Here is a 15736-nt window from a genome sequence, read left to right as displayed (position 1 = left end):
ACGGAAAGGGCCGGCAGAAAGTTAACCAAAGAGCCGTGTGACGTCGTTGAAGAGTGCGACCGACATCATCACCAGCAGCAAGGCGACACCGCCGCGCTGCAGCCGTTCCATCCAGGCGTCGGAGACGCTTTTCCCGGTCAGGCCCTCCCAAAGATAATACATCAGGTGCCCCCCATCGAGGACCGGCAGCGGCATCAGGTTGAGCACCCCGAGACTCACGCTGATGAGAGCGAGAAAGACCAGATACTGCGTCAAACCGAGGCTCGCGGACTTGCCCGCGTAGTCAGCAATTGTTAAGGGACCGCTCAGGTTCTTGATCGAAGCCTCGCCGATCAGCATCTTGCCCATCATGCGAACCGTGAGTGCCGACACCTCCCAGGTGCGCACCACGCCGCGCCAGATGCCATCGACCACCCCCTGGCGGACCGTGACCATCTCGGGCGGTGCGCCGACGTAGGCGCCGATGCGCGCGACCTTGGCCGCGCCCTCCTCGCGCACTTCGGGCTTGACCTCGAGCGACAGCGCTTGGCTGTCGCGCTGGAGCTGCCAGGTCTGCGTGCGCGCCTGGCCGGTGGCATCGAGCGAGGCGCGAATGACTTCACGCAGCTGCTGTCCGTCGAGGATCGGGGTGTCGCCGATGCGGAGGACCCGGTCGCCGTTGCGAAGGCCCGCGCGCTCGGCCGCGCTGCCCGCCATGACCTCGCCGATCTCAGGGCGGGTCAGCGGTGCGACCACGCCGATCTTGCGGAACATCTGCGGATCTGCGTCCTTGGCCTCCATGCGGCTCAGCGGCAGGACCAGCTGGCGGCCGGGCCGGCCGCCCTCGCCTGCCACTTCGAGCGTGAGGTCGCGGCCGTCGAGCGCGCCGCGCGTCATGCGCCAGCGCAGGTCTTCGAAGGACTGAACCGGCGACAGGTCGCCGTCGAAACCGGCTTGGGTGATGTGTTCACCGCCGCGCAGGCCGGCCGCTTCGGCCAACGACGCCGCCACCGGTCGGGCCAGCTTGGCCACGGGCTCGTCGACGCCGATCCAGTTGACCGCCGTGTACAGCACGACCGCCAGCAACAGGTTGGCGATCGGGCCGGCGGCCACGATGGCGGCACGCGAGCGCAGCGGCTGGGTGTTGAAGGCGCGGTGCCGCTCCTCGGGCGCCACGGGGCCTTCGCGCTCGTCGAGCATCTTGACGTAACCACCAAACGGGAAAGCGCCGATCACGAACTCGGTCTGCTGCCCCGGGTGCTGGCGCTTGGGCTGCCATCGAAGGATCGCCTTGCCGAAGCCGACCGAGAAGCGCTCCACCTTGACGCCGCAGGCCACGGCGACGCGGTAGTGGCCGTATTCGTGGACCGCGATGAGGACGCCGAGGGCGACCACAAAAGCTATGACGGTGAGCATCAGGGTCCTCTGCGCAGTAGGGAATCAGGCCGCGAAACGTGCCGCGGCGGCATTGGCCGCTTCGCGGGCGCTGGCGTCGAGCGCCAGCAGGTCGGCCAGCGATGCCGGCTTGGAGGGCATGACCGCCTCCAAAGTTTCCAGGTTGACCGCATGAATGCGATCGAAGCGCAGGCGCCGGTCAAGGAAGGCGGCCACCGCCACCTCGTTGGCCGCGTTCAGCACCGCCGTGGTGCCCGAAGCGGCACGCAGAGCCTGCCATGCCAGCCCCAGCCCGGGGAACAGCGCAGGATCGGGCGTGTCGAAGGTCAGCGAGCCCATCTGGCGGAAATCGAGCCGCGCCGCCCCACTTTCGATGCGCTCCGGCCAGGCCAGGCCAACCGCGATCGGCACCCGCATGTCGGGCGTGCCGAGTTGGGCGATGACCGAGGCGTCGGTGAACTGCACCATCGAATGGACCACGCTCTGCGGGTGGATGACGACCTCGATCTGCTCCGGCGACACGCCGAACAGGTGGCGCGCCTCGATCACCTCGAGCGCCTTGTTCATCATCGTGGCCGAGTCGACCGAAATTTTGCGGCCCATGACCCAGTTGGGGTGGGCACAGGCCTGCTCGGGCGTCACGGCGCCCAGCGTGTCGGGCGCACGGGTGCGGAACGGGCCGCCCGACGCCGTCAGGATGATCTTGTCGATGCGCCGCGCCCAGGTGGACGGGTCTTCGGGCAGCGACTGGAAAATGGCCGAATGCTCGCTGTCGATGGGCAGCAGCGTGGCGCCGCCCTCCTGCACCGTGCGCATGAACAGCTCGCCGCCGACGACCAGGGCCTCCTTGTTGGCCAGCAGCAGGCGCTTGCCGGCGCGCGCGGCGGCCAGGCATGGCGCGAGGCCGGCAGCACCGACGATGGCGGCCATCACGGCATCGACTTCGTCCTCCGACGCTATTCTTTCGAGAGCATCGTCGCCCATCAGGACACGGGTCGGCAGGCTGTTCTGCTTGAGCTTTTCGGCCAGCAGCGCGGCATGCGGCGCACTCGCCATGACGGCGAAGCGCGGCGAAAAGCGCGCGCATTGGGCCAGCAGCTCGTCGACCTTGGTGGCCGCCGAGAGCGCAAACACCTCGAAGCGTTCGGGGTGACGGGCAATGACGTCGAGCGTGCTGACACCGACCGAACCGGTCGAGCCGAGCACCGTGACACGTTGTTTGGGAGTGTTCACAGGAAAGCCAGCATCATGGCAATGGGAAGTGCCGGCAAGAGGGCATCCACGCGGTCGAGCACGCCGCCGTGGCCGGGCAGCAGACGGCTGCTGTCCTTGGCGCCGGCGCTGCGCTTGATCAGCGATTCGACGAGGTCGCCGACGACGCTCATCGCCGCCAGGAACACCGCCCCGATCAACAGCAGCCACCAGCCGCGCTCATGCAGGCGGGTGTAGAGGCTGGGCACCATGGCGCCCAGGCTCTTGTCGGCCCAGACCCAGGCGAACGCCAGCACGATGACGCCGGCCATGCCGCCCCAGACACCTTCCCAGCTCTTGCCGGGACTGATGGCGGGCGCCAGCTTGGCGCGCGTGAACTTCAGGCCGAAGGCGCGGCCGGCGAAATAGGCGAACACGTCCGCCACCCAGACCAGCACCAGGATCGACAGCAGGAAGTTGATGCCGACCATGCGCGCCTGCACCGCCGCGAGCCATGCGACCCACAGCGCCAGCAGGCCACCCACCAGCCGCAGCCCACGCGGAATGCGGGGCCAGCCGGGCACCGCGACGCGCAGCAGTGCCGCGCCGCCGAGCACCCAGGCCGCGCTGGCCAACATCCACATCAGGAACAGGCGCTGCTCCAGCAGGCCCAGCCCCCACGACAACCCGCACAGCGCCACCATCTCGGCGCCGAGGAACAGCGACATGCCCTGCCCGTAGCCGTTCAGGCGCCCCCACTCCCACGCGGCGGCGCCGATCAGCACCAGCATCACGCAGGCAAAGGGAATGTGGTTTCGATAGAACAGCGCTGGCAGCAGGATCGCGAGCAGCACGATCGCCGTGAGGATGCGTTGTTTGAGCATGCGGAAGGTGGTATCGGGCCGTGTCAGGCCGCGGAAGCCGAAACCTGCGCCGAGGTCCGGCCGAAACGACGCTCGCGGCCCTGGAACGCGGCGATGGCCTCATCCAGTGCGGCTTCGTCGAACTCGGGCCACAGCTTGTCGCTGAAGAACAGCTCGGCGTAGGCACTCTGCCAAAGCAGGAAATTCGACAGCCGCTGCTCCCCACCCGTGCGGATGAACAGGTCGGGGTCGGGCACGTGGGCCAGCGCCATGGCGCGATCGAGGTTCATCTCGGTCATGGGCAGGCCCTGCTCGGCGAGCTTGGCCGCGGCGCGCGCGATGTCCCAGCGCCCGCCGTAGTTGAAGCAGATGTTGAGAATCAGACGCGTGTTGTGGGCCGTGGTCTGCTCGGCCGACACCAGGCCGGCCACCATCTTGTCGGACAGGCCGGCGCGTTCGCCCACGAAATGCAGCCGCACGCCGTCGGCGTTGAGGCGCGGCACTTCGCGCGCCAGCGCCCCGACCATCAGCTGCATCAGCCCGGAGACTTCTTCAGGAGGACGGTTCCAGTTCTCCGAGGAGAACGCGAACACGGTGAGCACGCCCACGCCGCGGTCGGCGCAGGCCTTGACACAGCGCCGCAGCGACTCCACGCCCTGCTTGTGCCCCGCCACGCGAGGCAGGAAGCGCTTGGTGGCCCACCGGCCGTTGCCATCCATGACGATGGCAACGTGGTGCGGAGGGGTCGTCGTCTGCGGCGAGGAGGCCATGCGAAGCCTCAAACGGCCATGATCTCCGCTTCTTTCGCGGCGACCAGACGGTCGATTTCCGCGATGTGCTTGTCGGTGACCTTCTGGATGTCGCCTTCGGCGCGCTTCTGGTCGTCTTCCGAAGCCAGCTTGTCCTTCACGAGCTTCTTGACCGCTTCGTTCGCGTCACGGCGCAGGTTGCGCGTGGCGATCTTGGCGCTCTCGCCTTCGTTGCGGACCAGCTTGGTCATTTCCTTGCGGCGCTCTTCGCTCATGGCGGGCAGCGGCACGCGGATCAGATCGCCCATCGAGGCCGGGTTCAGGCCCAGGTCGCTTTCGCGGATGGCCTTCTCGATCTTGGCGCCCATGCCCTTTTCCCAGGGCTGGACGCTGATGGTGCGCGAATCGAGCACCGACACGTTGGCCACCTGGCTCAGCGGCACCTGCGAGCCGTAGTACTCGACGTGGATCGAGTCGAGCAGCGCCGAATTGGCGCGGCCCGTGCGGATCTTGGTGAGGTTGTTCTGGAAGGCGGCGAGCGACTGGTTCATCTTCGCGTCGGTCGCACTGCGAATGTCTGCAATGGTCATCTCATTTACTCCTAGGCATGCACCAGCGTGCCCTCGTCCTCGCCCATCACGACGCGCTTGAGGGCGCCGTTCTTGAGGATCGAGAACACCTTGATCGGCAGCTTCTGGTCGCGGCACAGCGCGAAGGCCGTGGCGTCCATGATGCCGAGGTTCTTGGCGATCGCCTCGTCGAAACTCAACGTGGCGTAGCGGGTTGCATGAGGGTCGATTTTCGGATCGGCCGTGTACACGCCGTCCACCTTGGTCGCCTTGAGCACCAGCTCGGCGCCGATTTCGGCACCGCGCAGCGCGGCGGCCGTGTCGGTCGTGAAGAAGGGGTTGCCGGTACCGGCAGCGAACACCACGACCTTGCCCTCTTCGAGGTACTGCAGGGCCTTGGGGCGCACATAGGGCTCGACCACCTGCTCGATGGCAATGGCGGACATCACGCGGGCCACGAGGCCCTGCTTGTCCATCGCGTCAGCGAGGGCCAGCGAGTTCATCACAGTGGCCAGCATGCCCATGTAGTCGGCCGTGGCGCGGTCCATGCCGACGGAGCCTCCCGCGACACCGCGGAAGATGTTGCCGCCGCCGATCACGACCGCCACCTGGACGCCCATGTTCACGACTTCTGCCACCTCTTCGACCATGCGCACGATGGTGGCGCGGTTGATGCCGAAGGCGTCGTCGCCCATCAGTGCCTCACCCGACAGCTTCAACAAGATTCGCTTGTGGGCTGGGCGGGCATCAGACATGGGCATTTTCCTTAGAGGGTTGGCGGGGGCGAGTGTAAAACGTGGCGGTGAAAAAGCGGCGGCACGCTGTCGCGCACCGCCGCTTGAAGGACAGCCGGATCAGGCGGCAGCCTTGGCAGCAGCGACCTGGGCCGCGACTTCTGCGGCGAAGTCGTCGACCTTCTTCTCGATGCCTTCGCCGACCACGTACAGGGTGAAGCCCTTGATCGTGGTGTTGGCGGCCTTGAGCATCTGCTCGACGGTCTGCTTGTCGTTCTTCACGAACGGCTGGTTGTGCAGCGAGACTTCCTTGAGGTACTTCTGCACGCCGCCTTCGATGCGCTTGGCAACGATGTCGGCCGGCTGCGGCTTCTTGCCTTCGGCTTCAGCAACCTTGCGGTCTTCTTCAGCCTTGCCTGCGGCCACGGCGCGCTCTTTTTCGATCAGCTCGGCAGGCACGTCCGATGCCTGGATGGCGACCGGCTTCATGGCGGCGATGTGCATTGCCACGTCCTTGGCCGACGTGTCGTCACCCTCGAACTCCACCATCACGCCGATGCGCGTGCCGTGGAGGTACGACGCCAGCTTGCCGTTGCCCGTGAAGTGCTTGAAGCGGCGGAAGCTCATGTTCTCGCCGATCTTGCCGATCAGGCCCTTGCGCACGTCTTCGAGCGTGGGGCCGAAACCGTCTTGCTCATAGGCCAGCGCACCCAGTGCAGCGATGTCTGCAGGGTTGTTCTTGGCAACCAGCATCGCGGCAGCGTTGGCCAAAGCCAGGAAGCTGTCGTTCTTGGTGACGAAGTCGGTTTCGCAGTTGATTTCGATCATGCCGCCGGCAGCGCCGTCGACGAAAGCCGTGACCACGCCTTCAGCGGTGACGCGACCCGATGCCTTGCCAGCCTTGTTGCCGAGCTTGATGCGCAGCAGCTCTTCGGCCTTTTCCATGTTGCCGTCGGCCTCCGTCAGGGCCTTCTTGCATTCCATCATGGGCGCATCGGTCTTCGCGCGCAGTTCGCCGACCATGCTTGCGGTGATTGCAGCCATTTGTGTATCTCCGTAAATCCAAAAATCAGGTTAAAAAAAAGGGGCACCAAAGCCCCTTCTTCAGGCTCGCGAGAGCACCAATCAGGCCGAAGCGCCTTCTTCGACTTCGACGAATTCGTCGCCATTGCCTTCGGCAACGGCCTTGACCACATCACCGCCGGCGCTGTTGCGGCCTTCGATGATGGCGTCGGCGATGCCGCGGGCGTACAACGTAACAGCCTTCGACGAGTCGTCGTTGCCGGGGATCACGTAGTCGATGCCTTCGGGCGAGTGGTTGGAGTCAACCACGCCGATCAGCGGAATGCCGAGCTTCTTGGCTTCGGCCACGGCGATCTTGTGGAAGCCCACGTCGATCACGAAGATCGCGTCCGGCAGCGCAGCCATGTCCTGGATGCCGCCGATGTCCTTCTCGAGCTTCGCGATTTCGCGCGAGAACGTGAGCTGTTCTTTCTTGCTCAGGCTGTCGAGACCGGCTTCTTGCTGGGCCTTCATGTCCTTCAGACGCTTGATCGAGGTCTTGACGGTCTTGAAGTTGGTCAGCATGCCGCCGAGCCAGCGGGTGTCGACGAAAGGCACGCCGGCGCGGCGAGCTTCTGCAGCCACGATTTCACGGGCTTGGCGCTTCGTGCCGACCATCAGGATCGTGCCGCGGTTGGCCGTGAGTTGCTTGGCGTACTTCATCGCATCCTGGAACATCGGGAGCGACTTTTCCAGGTTGATGATGTGAATCTTGTTGCGATGACCGAAGATGAACGGAGCCATCTTGGGGTTCCAGAAGCGGGTTTGGTGACCGAAGTGGACACCGGCTTCCAGCATTTCGCGCATGGTGGTCGACATTGAATTTACTCCAAAGGTTGGGTCTAAAATCCAGCCCGTTTTGCACCCCTTCGACGGGGTCGCAACACCTTGATTGGGCCGGTTTGCGGATGTGCTTGACTGGCGGCGACAAAACTGTCGCATAACCAGCGAAACCCAAAGAGTATAGCACGGCGGCCACCCCCTCCTCCCTCGAACCGAGCCGTTCCAAGGTACCCTCGAAGCCATGAACGACCTTCACGCCACCCGTCTCACCCTTCTGGCTGGCGGTTCCGATGCGCGCACCGAAATGGAGCGCGCCATCGCCCTCTCCGAATCCTCGGCCTGCGCCCACGTTTTCACCCGCACGATGTTCGACGAGGCCCGCGTGGCCGCCGCCGCATCGGCGCCTGAAAGCCGCCTCGCCGGGCTCGCCTTCACCAGCAAGGACCTGTTCGATGCCGCCGGCCAGCCGACGCCCGCCGGTTCGGCCGTGCTCGCGCATGCGCCGGCCGCCCCGACCGATTCGCTCGCCGTGGCGCGACTGCGCGCCGCTGGCGGCGTGCTGACCGGGCGCACCAATATGACGGAGTTCGCCTTTTCCGGCGTCGGCGTCAACCCGCACCACGGAACACCCGCCAACGTGAGCGACACCGCCACGCCGCGCATTCCGGGCGGATCGTCGTCCGGTGCGGCGATTTCGGTGGGGAGCGGCGCGGCCTTCATCGGCCTGGGCTCCGACACCGGCGGCTCGATCCGCATTCCGGCCGCGCTGAACGGCATCGTCGGCTTCAAGAACACCGCCCGCCTCACGCCGGCCGACGGCGCCCTGCCGCTGTCGACCACGCTCGACACCGTCTGCGCCATGACCCGGTCGGTGCGCGATGCCATCACCGCGCACGAAATCCTCTCGGCGCAGCAGGTGACGCCCGGCTCGGCACCACTGTCGGCCTACCGGCTGGCCGTCGTGAAGAACGTCTTCCTCGACGACCTCGCGCCCGCCGTGGCCACAGCCTTCGAGCGCACCCTCGCCACCCTGCGCGCCACCGGCGCCCATGTCCAGGAAATCGTGCTGCCCGAACTGGCCGACCTGCAGTCCATCAACGCCACCGGCGGTTTCTCGGCGGCCGAGTCATACGCATGGCACCGGCTCCTGCTGGAGCGCAGCGGCGCCGGCTACGACCCGCGCGTGGCGCAGCGCATCCTGCGCGGCGCCAGCATGAAGGCACACGAGTACATCGACCTGATTCACGCCCGCCGCGACTGGATCGCCCGCGTGGAGAAGGCGCTGGCGCCGTTCGACGCCGTGCTGTCGCCGACCGTGCCGATCACCGCGCCGTCCATCGCCAGCGTCGCACCGGGTGCCGAGCGCGACGACGAGTTCTTCCGCGTCAACGCGCTGCTGCTGCGCAACCCGTCGATCGTCAACATGCTCGACGGCTGCGCCATCTCACTGCCCTGCCACGTCGCCGGCGAACTGCCGGTCGGCCTGATGCTGTGGCACGGCGCAATGCACGACGACGCCGTGCTCGCGGTGGCGCTCCAGGCCGAACGCACGCTACAGAAATAACCGCTGTCACCGCCCGCCTCACGGGCGTCAGCCGCCTCCTTTATCTAGAACATTTCAATGAAAATCGCGATCGTGGGCGCCGGCATCGTCGGCGTCACCACCGCCTGGGAACTGGTCTCCGACGGCCATGAAGTGACCGTGTTCGAGCGCCGCGGCGCCGCCGCCGAAGAGGCCAGCTTCGCCAACGCGGGCGTAGTCGCCCCCGGCTACGTCACACCATGGGCCGCACCGGGCATGCGCGGCAAGGTGCTGCGCTCGCTGCTGTCCTCGCACGGCGCCATCAAGCTGCGCTGGCCGCTGAGCACGCGCGACCTCGGCTGGATGTCGCGCTGGCAGAAGGCCTGCAAGCTCGAGACCTACCTGGCCAACCGCGCCCGCATGCAACGGCTGGCCTTCTACAGCCGCACCCGGCTGCACGCGGTGACCGAAGCACGCGAGCTGAGCTACGAACGCAGCGACGGCTACCTGGTGCTGCTGCGCTCCAAGCGCGAGAAAAAACTGATTCAGCCCGGCCTGGAAGTGCTGCGCTCGGCCGGCAGCGTGTTCCGCGAGGTCGACGCCGACGAGGCCCGCCTGATCGAGCCCGCGCTCAACCCCGACACCCCGCTGGCCGGCGCGATTTACCTGCCGGAAGACGAGGTCGCGAACTGCCGCCAGTTCGCGCTGCTGCTCAAGTGGGAGGCCGAGGCGCTGGGCGCACAGTTTCATTTCAACTGCGATATCGCACCGCTGAGCCGCGCGGCCCCCACTTCGCTGACGCTCGCCAGCGGTTCGGACGCGCTGCAGTTCGACGCCATCGTGGTGTGCGCCGGCCTGTCGTCTGCCGCGCTGCTGCGTCCGCTGGGACTGCGCATTCCGTTGGCGCCGGTCTACGGCCACTCGGTCAGCGCCCCGGTGCGCGAGCCGCTCAACGCGCCGCGCAGCGCGGTGATGGACGAACGCTACAAGGTCGCGATCTCCCGCCTGGGCCAGCGCGTGCGCGTGGCCGGCAGCGCCGAGATCGGCGGCTCGCCCGACGCCATGAGCCCGGCCGCGATCCAGACGCTCTACAAGGTGCTGCACGACTGGTTTCCGGGCGCAGCCACGCTGCAGTCGGGCATCCAGCAATGGAAAGGCGCGCGACCGATGCTGCCCGACGGCCCACCGGTACTGGGTGCCAGCGGCATTCCCGGCGTGTGGCTCAACCTGGGCCACGGCTCGAGCGGCTGGGCGCTGTCGTGCGGCAGCGCACGCGTGCTCGGCGACCTGATCAGCGGACAAGACCCCGGCATCGACCTCGAAGGCCTGGGGATCGAGCGGCTCAGTCTTTAGGGCTCCAGCGGCGCAGTTGCTCGGGGGTGGCCGGTTTTTCCGCCGACAGTTCGGGCCGGGGCGCCCAGCGTTGGGCGATCAACCCCAGGACAGCTGGCGCAATCAGTCCGAAGAACACCAGCACCACCAAGTCCACGCCCAGCATCAGCCACTGCGTGCCGGACCCCGCTTCGACCGGCACGTCGAGCCACCGGATGACGCCGATGCCATAGCCCACGCCCAGCGCCCAGGCGACGTCGCGCAGCGGCACCCGGCGCAACACCTCGACCAACAGGAACAGCCCCCACACCACGACCAGCAGGCCGACCGCCCAGGCCGCGCCGGCCGTCATCGCCACGGCCGTGCCGATGAACCCGGCTAGGCACGCCAGCAGCAGAACCAGCAACCAGCCGAAGGTCTTGAGCGTCATCGGTCGATGATAGGAGGCGCGGCGTCGGCGGCACAATGGCCCGATGCATCGCATCACGTCCGCCAGCGCCGCCGACCTGTTCGACATCGCCGCCACGCGTCGCATCGAGCAGGCGGCGACCTCCGCCCTGCCCCCTCACACGCTGATGCAGCGTGCAGGCCTCGCCGCGGCACGGCTCGCGATGGCGCTCGCGCCGCACGCGCGAACGATCTGGATCGCCTGCGGCCCCGGAAACAACGGCGGCGATGGCTTCGAAGCCGCAGCGCAATTGCGGCATCGGGGCTTCTTTCCGGTCGTCACCTTCGTGGGCGATGAAGCCCGGCTGCCGCCGGATGCCAAGTCGTCGCTGCAGCGTGCGCGCGATGCGGGCGTCACCTTCGCTTCGGAGCCTCCATCGAGCTTCGAACTGGCGATGGATGCCCTGCTCGGCATCGGATCGACCCGCCCGCCCTCAGGAACGATGGCCGAATGGATCGCGCGGATGCACGAGGACACGCAACCAGTGCTGAGTCTCGACGTGCCCTCGGGCCTTGACGCCGACACCGGCACGTTAGCTCCTGGCGCCAATCACCCATCGCGATCAGTTCGCGCCACCCTCACCTTCCTCACACTGAAGCCCGGCTTGTTCACGGCCCAGGGCCGCGATGCGGCCGGCACGGTGTGGTTCGATGACCTGGGTTGCAGCGCCTTCGCCCAGGAGCGACCGACAGCCCGCCTCGCAGGCACGCCCGATATCCAGCCGCGCACCCACGCCTCCCACAAGGGCAGCTACGGCGACGTCGCAGTGATCGGCGGCGCCTCGGGCATGGCGGGGGCCGCGCTGCTGGCCGGCTCGGCCGCGCTCCATGCGGGCGCGGGACGCGTGTTCGTCGGATTGCTCGATCCCCGCGCAGCGCCCGTCGACACCTCGCAGCCGGAGCTGATGCTGCGCGACGCCCACGCGCTGGACCTCGCCGGCATGACGGTCGTGTGCGGCTGCGGGGGCGGCGATGCCGTGCGCGAACTGCTGCCGCGCGTGCTGTCGACGGCCTCTGCACTGGTGCTCGACGCCGACGCGCTCAACGCCATCGCCGCCGCCCCCTCACTTCAGACGCAATTGATCGCGCGAGGCCAGACCGGCGCGCCCACCGTACTCACGCCGCATCCATTGGAAGCCGCACGCCTGCTCGGCGACACGACAGGCGGCGTGCAGGCGAACCGCCTCGCCGCGGCTCGCGCGCTGGCATCGCGCTTCGGTGCAGTGACGGTGCTCAAGGGTTCAGGAACGGTGATTGCCGATGCGGGCAACGAGCCGCCGGCCATCACTCCGACCGGCAATGCCCGTCTCGCCACCGCAGGCACCGGCGATGTGCTCGCCGGCATGATCGGCGCGGCGCTCGCGAGGGGCCGCCCCGCCTTCGAGGCAGCGTGCGAGGCCGTCTGGCAGCACGGCCACATCGCCGACACGTGGCCGGCCGATGCGGCCCCGCTCACGGCAAGCGCGCTGGCCCGCCGCACACCCCGCTGAGCGCAGGACTCAGCCGCGCCCGACGAAGGGCATCTTCGTGGCCATGATGGTGTGGAAGAGCACGTTGGCTTCCAGCGGCAGGTTCGCCATGTAGAGCACCGACTGGCCGACGATCTTGACGTCGATCAGCGGCTCGATCGCGAGCTCGCCGCTGGCCTGCGGCACGCCGGTGGCCATGCGCGCGGCCAGCTCGGTCATGGCATTGCCCACGTCCACCTGCCCCACCGCGATGTCGTACTTGCGACCATCGAGCGACGCGGTCTTGGTCAAGCCTTCGACCGCGTGCTTGGTCGAGGTGTAGGCCGCCGAATTCGGCCGCGGCGTGGTCGCCGAGATCGACCCGTTGTTGATGATGCGGCCGCCCCGCGGCGTCTGCGCCTTCATCGTGCGGAAGGCCTGCTGGATGCAGAAGAACATGCCGGTGAGGTTGATGTCCACCACGCCCTTCCACTGCTCGGGCGTCCAGTCCTCGAACGGGCCCGGCGGGTTGCCCACGCCGGCGTTGTTGAACAGCAGGTCGACGCGCCCGAAGCGCTCGACCGTGGCCCCGAACAGCGCCTGCACCGACTCGGCATTGGCCACGTCGGTGGGCACCGCGAAGGCGCGCGCACCAGCGCCCGACTCTTCCGCCACCTGCTCCAGCGGTTCGAGGCGACGCCCCGCAAGGGCCACGCTCCAGCCGTCAGCCAGCAAGGCCAGCGCGGCCGCGCGGCCGATGCCCGACCCCGCGCCCGTGACGATCGCGATGCGGCCCTTGTTGATTTCCACGCTCATGCTTCATGTCTCCTTTTCAGCTGGTCCATACACACGGTAAACACGTAGTGTGCACGGCGCATCTCATCCACGGCGGGGCTTGCGCCCCTTGCCCTGCATCTTGTTGGCGGCTTTCTTCACCGCCGACTTGAAGGCCTGCATCGCCGATTGCGGGCCGGCGGGCGCCACGGCAGCGCCGCCACCGTGCTCCGAGCGTGACTCGCCACCGGCCTCCGCCTTGTGGCGGGCGCTTCGCTTGGCCGACGCCTTCACCGGTGCGCTGCCCTTGTCCTTCATGGCACGCGAGGTCAGGTCTTCGCCTTCGCGCACGAGGCGGAAGTCGATCTTGCGGCCATCGAGATCGACGCGACTCACCTGCACCCGCACCCGCGTGCCGATGGCATAGCGGATGCCGGTGCGCTCGCCGCGCAGCTCCTGGCGCATCTCGTCGAACTTGAAGTATTCGCCGCCTAGCTCGGTGATGTGCACCAGGCCTTCGACGTACATCGCGTCGAGCGTGACGAAGATGCCAAAGGTGGTGGCCGCCGTGACCACGCCGCCGTACTCCTCACCGAGGTGCTCGCGCATGTACTTGCACTTGAGCCAGGCCTCGACGTCGCGGCTGGCCTCGTCGGCGCGGCGCTCGTTGGCGCTGCAATGCAGGCCCGCCGCTTCCCATGCCAGCACTTCCTTGGTCGGCGCAATCGTGGCCTTTTGCGGTTTGGTCGTTGGCGCCTTCACGCGCGAAGCCAGGCGCTTGGCCAGCTTGGCATGCGCCTCGCCGGGCGTCGGCAGCATCGGCAACTGGTAGCGCGTCTTGCCGAGGATCGCCTTGATCACGCGATGCACCAGCAGGTCGGGGTAGCGCCGGATCGGGCTCGTGAAGTGCGTGTAGGCCTCGTAGGCCAGGCCGAAGTGGCCGCTGTTGAACGGCGTGTAGATTGCCTGCTGCATCGAGCGCAGCAGCATGGTGTGGATCTGCTGCGAGTCAGGACGCTCCTTGGTGGCTTCGGCGATCGCCTGGAACTCACCGGGACGCGGATCGTCGGTGATGCTCAAGCCCACGCCCATGGCCTTCAGGTAGCCGCGCAGGATTTCTTTCTTCTCGGGCGTCGGGCCTTCGTGCACGCGGAACAGGCCCGGGTGCTTGCCTTCGGCGATGAAGTCGGCGCTGCAGACGTTGGCGGCCAGCATCGCCTCTTCGATGATCTTGTGCGCCTCGTTGCGCGTGCGCGGCACGATCTTCTCGATGCGGCCGGCGTCGTCGCAAATGATCTGCGTCTCGGTGGTTTCGAAGTCGACCGCGCCGCGCTTGCCGCGCTGCTTGAGCAGGGCCCTGTAGACGTCGGCGAGGTTCAGCAGGTCCTTGACGCGCTCCTTGCGCTTGGCGGCTTCGGGGCCGCGCGTGTTGCCGAGGATGGCCGCGACTTCGGTGTACGTGAAGCGCGCATGGCTGAACATCACGGCCGGGTAGAACTGGTAGGCGTAGATCTCGCCGTCGGCCGCGACCAGCATGTCGCACACCATGCACAGGCGCTCGACCTCGGGGTTGAGCGAGCACAGGCCGTTTGACAGCTTCTCGGGCAGCATCGGAATCACGCGGCGCGGGAAGTAGACGCTGGTGGCGCGGTCGTACGCATCGATGTCGATGGCGGAGCCGGTCTGCACATAGGCGCTGACGTCGGCGATGGCGACCAGCAGGCGCCAGCCTTTGCCGCGGCCCACCTTCGCGGGCTCGCAGTACACGGCGTCGTCGAAGTCGCGGGCGTCTTCGCCGTCGATGGTGACGAGCGGCACGTCGGTGAGGTCAATGCGGCCCTTCTTGTCGGCGGGGCGCACCTTCTCGGGCAACGCCTTGGCCTGCGCCAGGCACTCCGCGGAAAACTCATGCGGCACGCCGTACTTGCGCACGGCGATCTCGATTTCCATGCCGGGGTCGTCGATCTCGCCCAGCACTTCTCTCACGCGGCCCACGGGCTGGCCGAACAAGGCCGGCGGCTCTGTGAGCTGAACGACCACGACCTGGCCCACCTTGGCGGGGCCGGTCGCGCCCTTCGGGATCAGGACGTCCTGGCCGTAGCGCTTGTCTTCCGGTGCAACGAGCCAGATCCCGCCTTCGTGCAGCAAGCGGCCGATGATGGGCTGCTCGGGTCGCTCGACGATCTCGACCACGCGCCCCTCGGGGCGGCCGCGACGGTCCTGTCGCACGATGCGCGCCTTGACGCGATCCTTGTGCAACACCGCGCGCATCTCATTCGGCGGCAGGTAGATGTCTGCCTCGCCATCGTCGCGCTGCACGAAGCCGTGCCCGTCGCGATGTCCTTGAACAGTTCCTTCGATTTCGTCCAACAAGCTGCTGGAAGTGACATTATTTTTGATATGATCTCCTTCTTTCCTGAAATTCAAAACGTGGCTGCTTCTGCAGTCATGTGGGCCCAGATGGCGGAATTGGTAGACGCACTAGTTTCAGGTACTAGCGAGTAACATCGTGGAGGTTCGAGTCCTCTTCTGGGCACCAAGTTTAAACAGACCTTTACCAGGTCATCCGATTGAAGCCACCGGTCTCCGGTGGCTTTTTTCATGGCCGCTCGAAACTGCATCAAACGGGCGACGCGATCGTCAGATCACGCCCCTCGACGCCGGCCATGCACGCACGATCGCACCCACCCGCCTTCGGCAGGACACCCGCCGCACGAGCGGTGTCGCGCAGAAGCTGAAATTTCGACTCGCTCAAAAGAGCGCGCCAAATTTGTGTATATAATCGTAGTCTTTGCTGAGAAGCAAAATCAGCCCAGATGGCGGAATTGGTAGACGCACTAGTTTCAGGTACTAGCGAGTAACATCGTGGAGGTTCGAGTCCTCTTCTG

At 66.9% G+C, this 15736-nt stretch carries 14 protein-coding genes and 1 tRNA gene; 4 read left to right on the top strand and 11 right to left on the bottom strand.

Annotated features, from left to right (window positions below):
* Positions 1–21: 21 nt before the first annotated feature.
* From rseP to rpsB, 8 genes are all read right to left on the bottom strand, one after another.
* Positions 22–1398: an RIP metalloprotease RseP gene (gene rseP / locus AC07OH_RS05360; RefSeq protein WP_495300959.1), complete on the bottom strand. Its 1377-nt coding sequence runs from the start codon at positions 1396–1398 to the stop codon at positions 22–24.
* Positions 1399–1419: 21 nt separating this feature from the next.
* Positions 1420–2607, bottom strand: coding sequence for a 1-deoxy-D-xylulose-5-phosphate reductoisomerase (gene ispC / locus AC07OH_RS05355; protein ID WP_495299853.1), 1188 nt, complete (start codon positions 2605–2607; stop codon positions 1420–1422).
* The gene (locus AC07OH_RS05350; RefSeq protein ID WP_495299852.1) at positions 2604–3449 is read right to left on the bottom strand and encodes a phosphatidate cytidylyltransferase; all 846 of its coding nucleotides are present in this window, start codon (positions 3447–3449) and stop codon (positions 2604–2606) included. Before AC07OH_RS05350 ends, ispC begins: the two co-directional genes overlap by 4 nt.
* A 23-nt stretch (positions 3450–3472) precedes the next feature.
* Positions 3473–4198: a polyprenyl diphosphate synthase gene (gene uppS / locus AC07OH_RS05345; RefSeq protein ID WP_495299851.1), complete on the bottom strand. Its 726-nt coding sequence runs from the start codon at positions 4196–4198 to the stop codon at positions 3473–3475.
* An 8-nt stretch (positions 4199–4206) separates the two neighbouring features.
* Entirely contained in the window at positions 4207–4767 is a 561-nt protein-coding gene (frr, locus tag AC07OH_RS05340) for a ribosome recycling factor (protein WP_062471609.1), read from the bottom strand.
* Positions 4768–4778: 11 nt separating this feature from the next.
* Complete coding sequence (pyrH, locus tag AC07OH_RS05335) at positions 4779–5501, bottom strand: UMP kinase (protein WP_307693738.1); 723 nt, start codon at positions 5499–5501, stop codon at positions 4779–4781.
* Positions 5502–5600: 99 nt separating this feature from the next.
* A complete protein-coding gene (gene tsf / locus AC07OH_RS05330; RefSeq protein WP_489056909.1) occupies positions 5601–6524 on the bottom strand; it encodes a translation elongation factor Ts in 924 nt (307 codons plus the stop codon).
* A gap of 81 nt (positions 6525–6605) precedes the next feature.
* Complete coding sequence (gene rpsB / locus AC07OH_RS05325; protein ID WP_095745188.1) at positions 6606–7361, bottom strand: 30S ribosomal protein S2; 756 nt, start codon at positions 7359–7361, stop codon at positions 6606–6608.
* A gap of 205 nt (positions 7362–7566) precedes the next feature.
* On the opposite strand from rpsB, the gene AC07OH_RS05320 reads away from it, so the two are divergent.
* Positions 7567–8889, top strand: a complete 1323-nt coding sequence (locus tag AC07OH_RS05320; protein ID WP_495299850.1) for an amidase — start codon at positions 7567–7569, stop codon at positions 8887–8889.
* Positions 8890–8946: 57 nt separating this feature from the next.
* On the top strand, positions 8947–10200 hold the full coding sequence (locus tag AC07OH_RS05315) for a D-amino acid dehydrogenase (protein WP_495299849.1): 1254 nt from the start codon (positions 8947–8949) through the stop codon (positions 10198–10200).
* Here AC07OH_RS05315 and AC07OH_RS05310 read toward each other — a convergent pair.
* Positions 10190–10609 carry a hypothetical protein gene (locus tag AC07OH_RS05310; protein ID WP_495299848.1) on the bottom strand — a complete coding sequence of 140 codons (420 nt, stop codon included), beginning with the start codon at positions 10607–10609 and terminating at the stop codon, positions 10190–10192. The genes AC07OH_RS05315 and AC07OH_RS05310 overlap by 11 nt on opposite strands.
* A 43-nt stretch (positions 10610–10652) precedes the next feature.
* Here AC07OH_RS05310 and AC07OH_RS05305 point away from each other — a divergent pair, with 43 nt between their 5' ends.
* Positions 10653–12116 (top strand): NAD(P)H-hydrate dehydratase, encoded by a 1464-nt coding sequence (locus AC07OH_RS05305; protein WP_495299847.1) that lies wholly within the window; start codon positions 10653–10655, stop codon positions 12114–12116.
* Between the two features lie 9 nt (positions 12117–12125).
* Here AC07OH_RS05305 and AC07OH_RS05300 read toward each other — a convergent pair whose 3' ends face one another.
* Positions 12126–12890: an SDR family oxidoreductase gene (locus AC07OH_RS05300; RefSeq protein ID WP_495299846.1), complete on the bottom strand. Its 765-nt coding sequence runs from the start codon at positions 12888–12890 to the stop codon at positions 12126–12128.
* 63 nt (positions 12891–12953) lie between these two features.
* Positions 12954–15221, bottom strand: coding sequence for a ribonuclease R (rnr, locus tag AC07OH_RS05295; protein ID WP_489056915.1), 2268 nt, complete (start codon positions 15219–15221; stop codon positions 12954–12956).
* Positions 15222–15302: 81 nt separating this feature from the next.
* Between rnr and AC07OH_RS05290 the strand changes: the two genes are divergently transcribed.
* A tRNA-Leu gene (locus AC07OH_RS05290) sits at positions 15303–15387 on the top strand.
* Positions 15388–15736 lie beyond the last annotated feature (349 nt).

The organism is Variovorax sp. GW821-FHT10C12, assembly GCF_059415405.1.
This window is presented reverse-complemented; position numbering and strand designations above follow the sequence as displayed.

Bases quoted from the DNA above. Each gene is read 5' to 3' on its own strand.
- AC07OH_RS05350 (WP_495299852.1), bottom strand. From the start codon at position 3,449: ATGCTCAAACAACGCATCCTCACGGCGATCGTGCTGCTCGCGATCCTG.
- uppS (WP_495299851.1), bottom strand. From the start codon at position 4,198: ATGGCCTCCTCGCCGCAGACGACGACCCCTCCGCACCACGTTGCCATC.
- frr (WP_062471609.1), bottom strand. From the start codon at position 4,767: ATGACCATTGCAGACATTCGCAGTGCGACCGACGCGAAGATGAACCAG.
- pyrH (WP_307693738.1), bottom strand. From the start codon at position 5,501: ATGTCTGATGCCCGCCCAGCCCACAAGCGAATCTTGTTGAAGCTGTCG.
- tsf (WP_489056909.1), bottom strand. From the start codon at position 6,524: ATGGCTGCAATCACCGCAAGCATGGTCGGCGAACTGCGCGCGAAGACC.
- rpsB (WP_095745188.1), bottom strand. From the start codon at position 7,361: ATGTCGACCACCATGCGCGAAATGCTGGAAGCCGGTGTCCACTTCGGT.
- AC07OH_RS05320 (WP_495299850.1), top strand. From the start codon at position 7,567: ATGAACGACCTTCACGCCACCCGTCTCACCCTTCTGGCTGGCGGTTCC.
- AC07OH_RS05315 (WP_495299849.1), top strand. From the start codon at position 8,947: ATGAAAATCGCGATCGTGGGCGCCGGCATCGTCGGCGTCACCACCGCC.
- AC07OH_RS05310 (WP_495299848.1), bottom strand. From the start codon at position 10,609: ATGACGCTCAAGACCTTCGGCTGGTTGCTGGTTCTGCTGCTGGCGTGC.
- AC07OH_RS05305 (WP_495299847.1), top strand. From the start codon at position 10,653: ATGCATCGCATCACGTCCGCCAGCGCCGCCGACCTGTTCGACATCGCC.
- AC07OH_RS05300 (WP_495299846.1), bottom strand. From the start codon at position 12,890: ATGAGCGTGGAAATCAACAAGGGCCGCATCGCGATCGTCACGGGCGCG.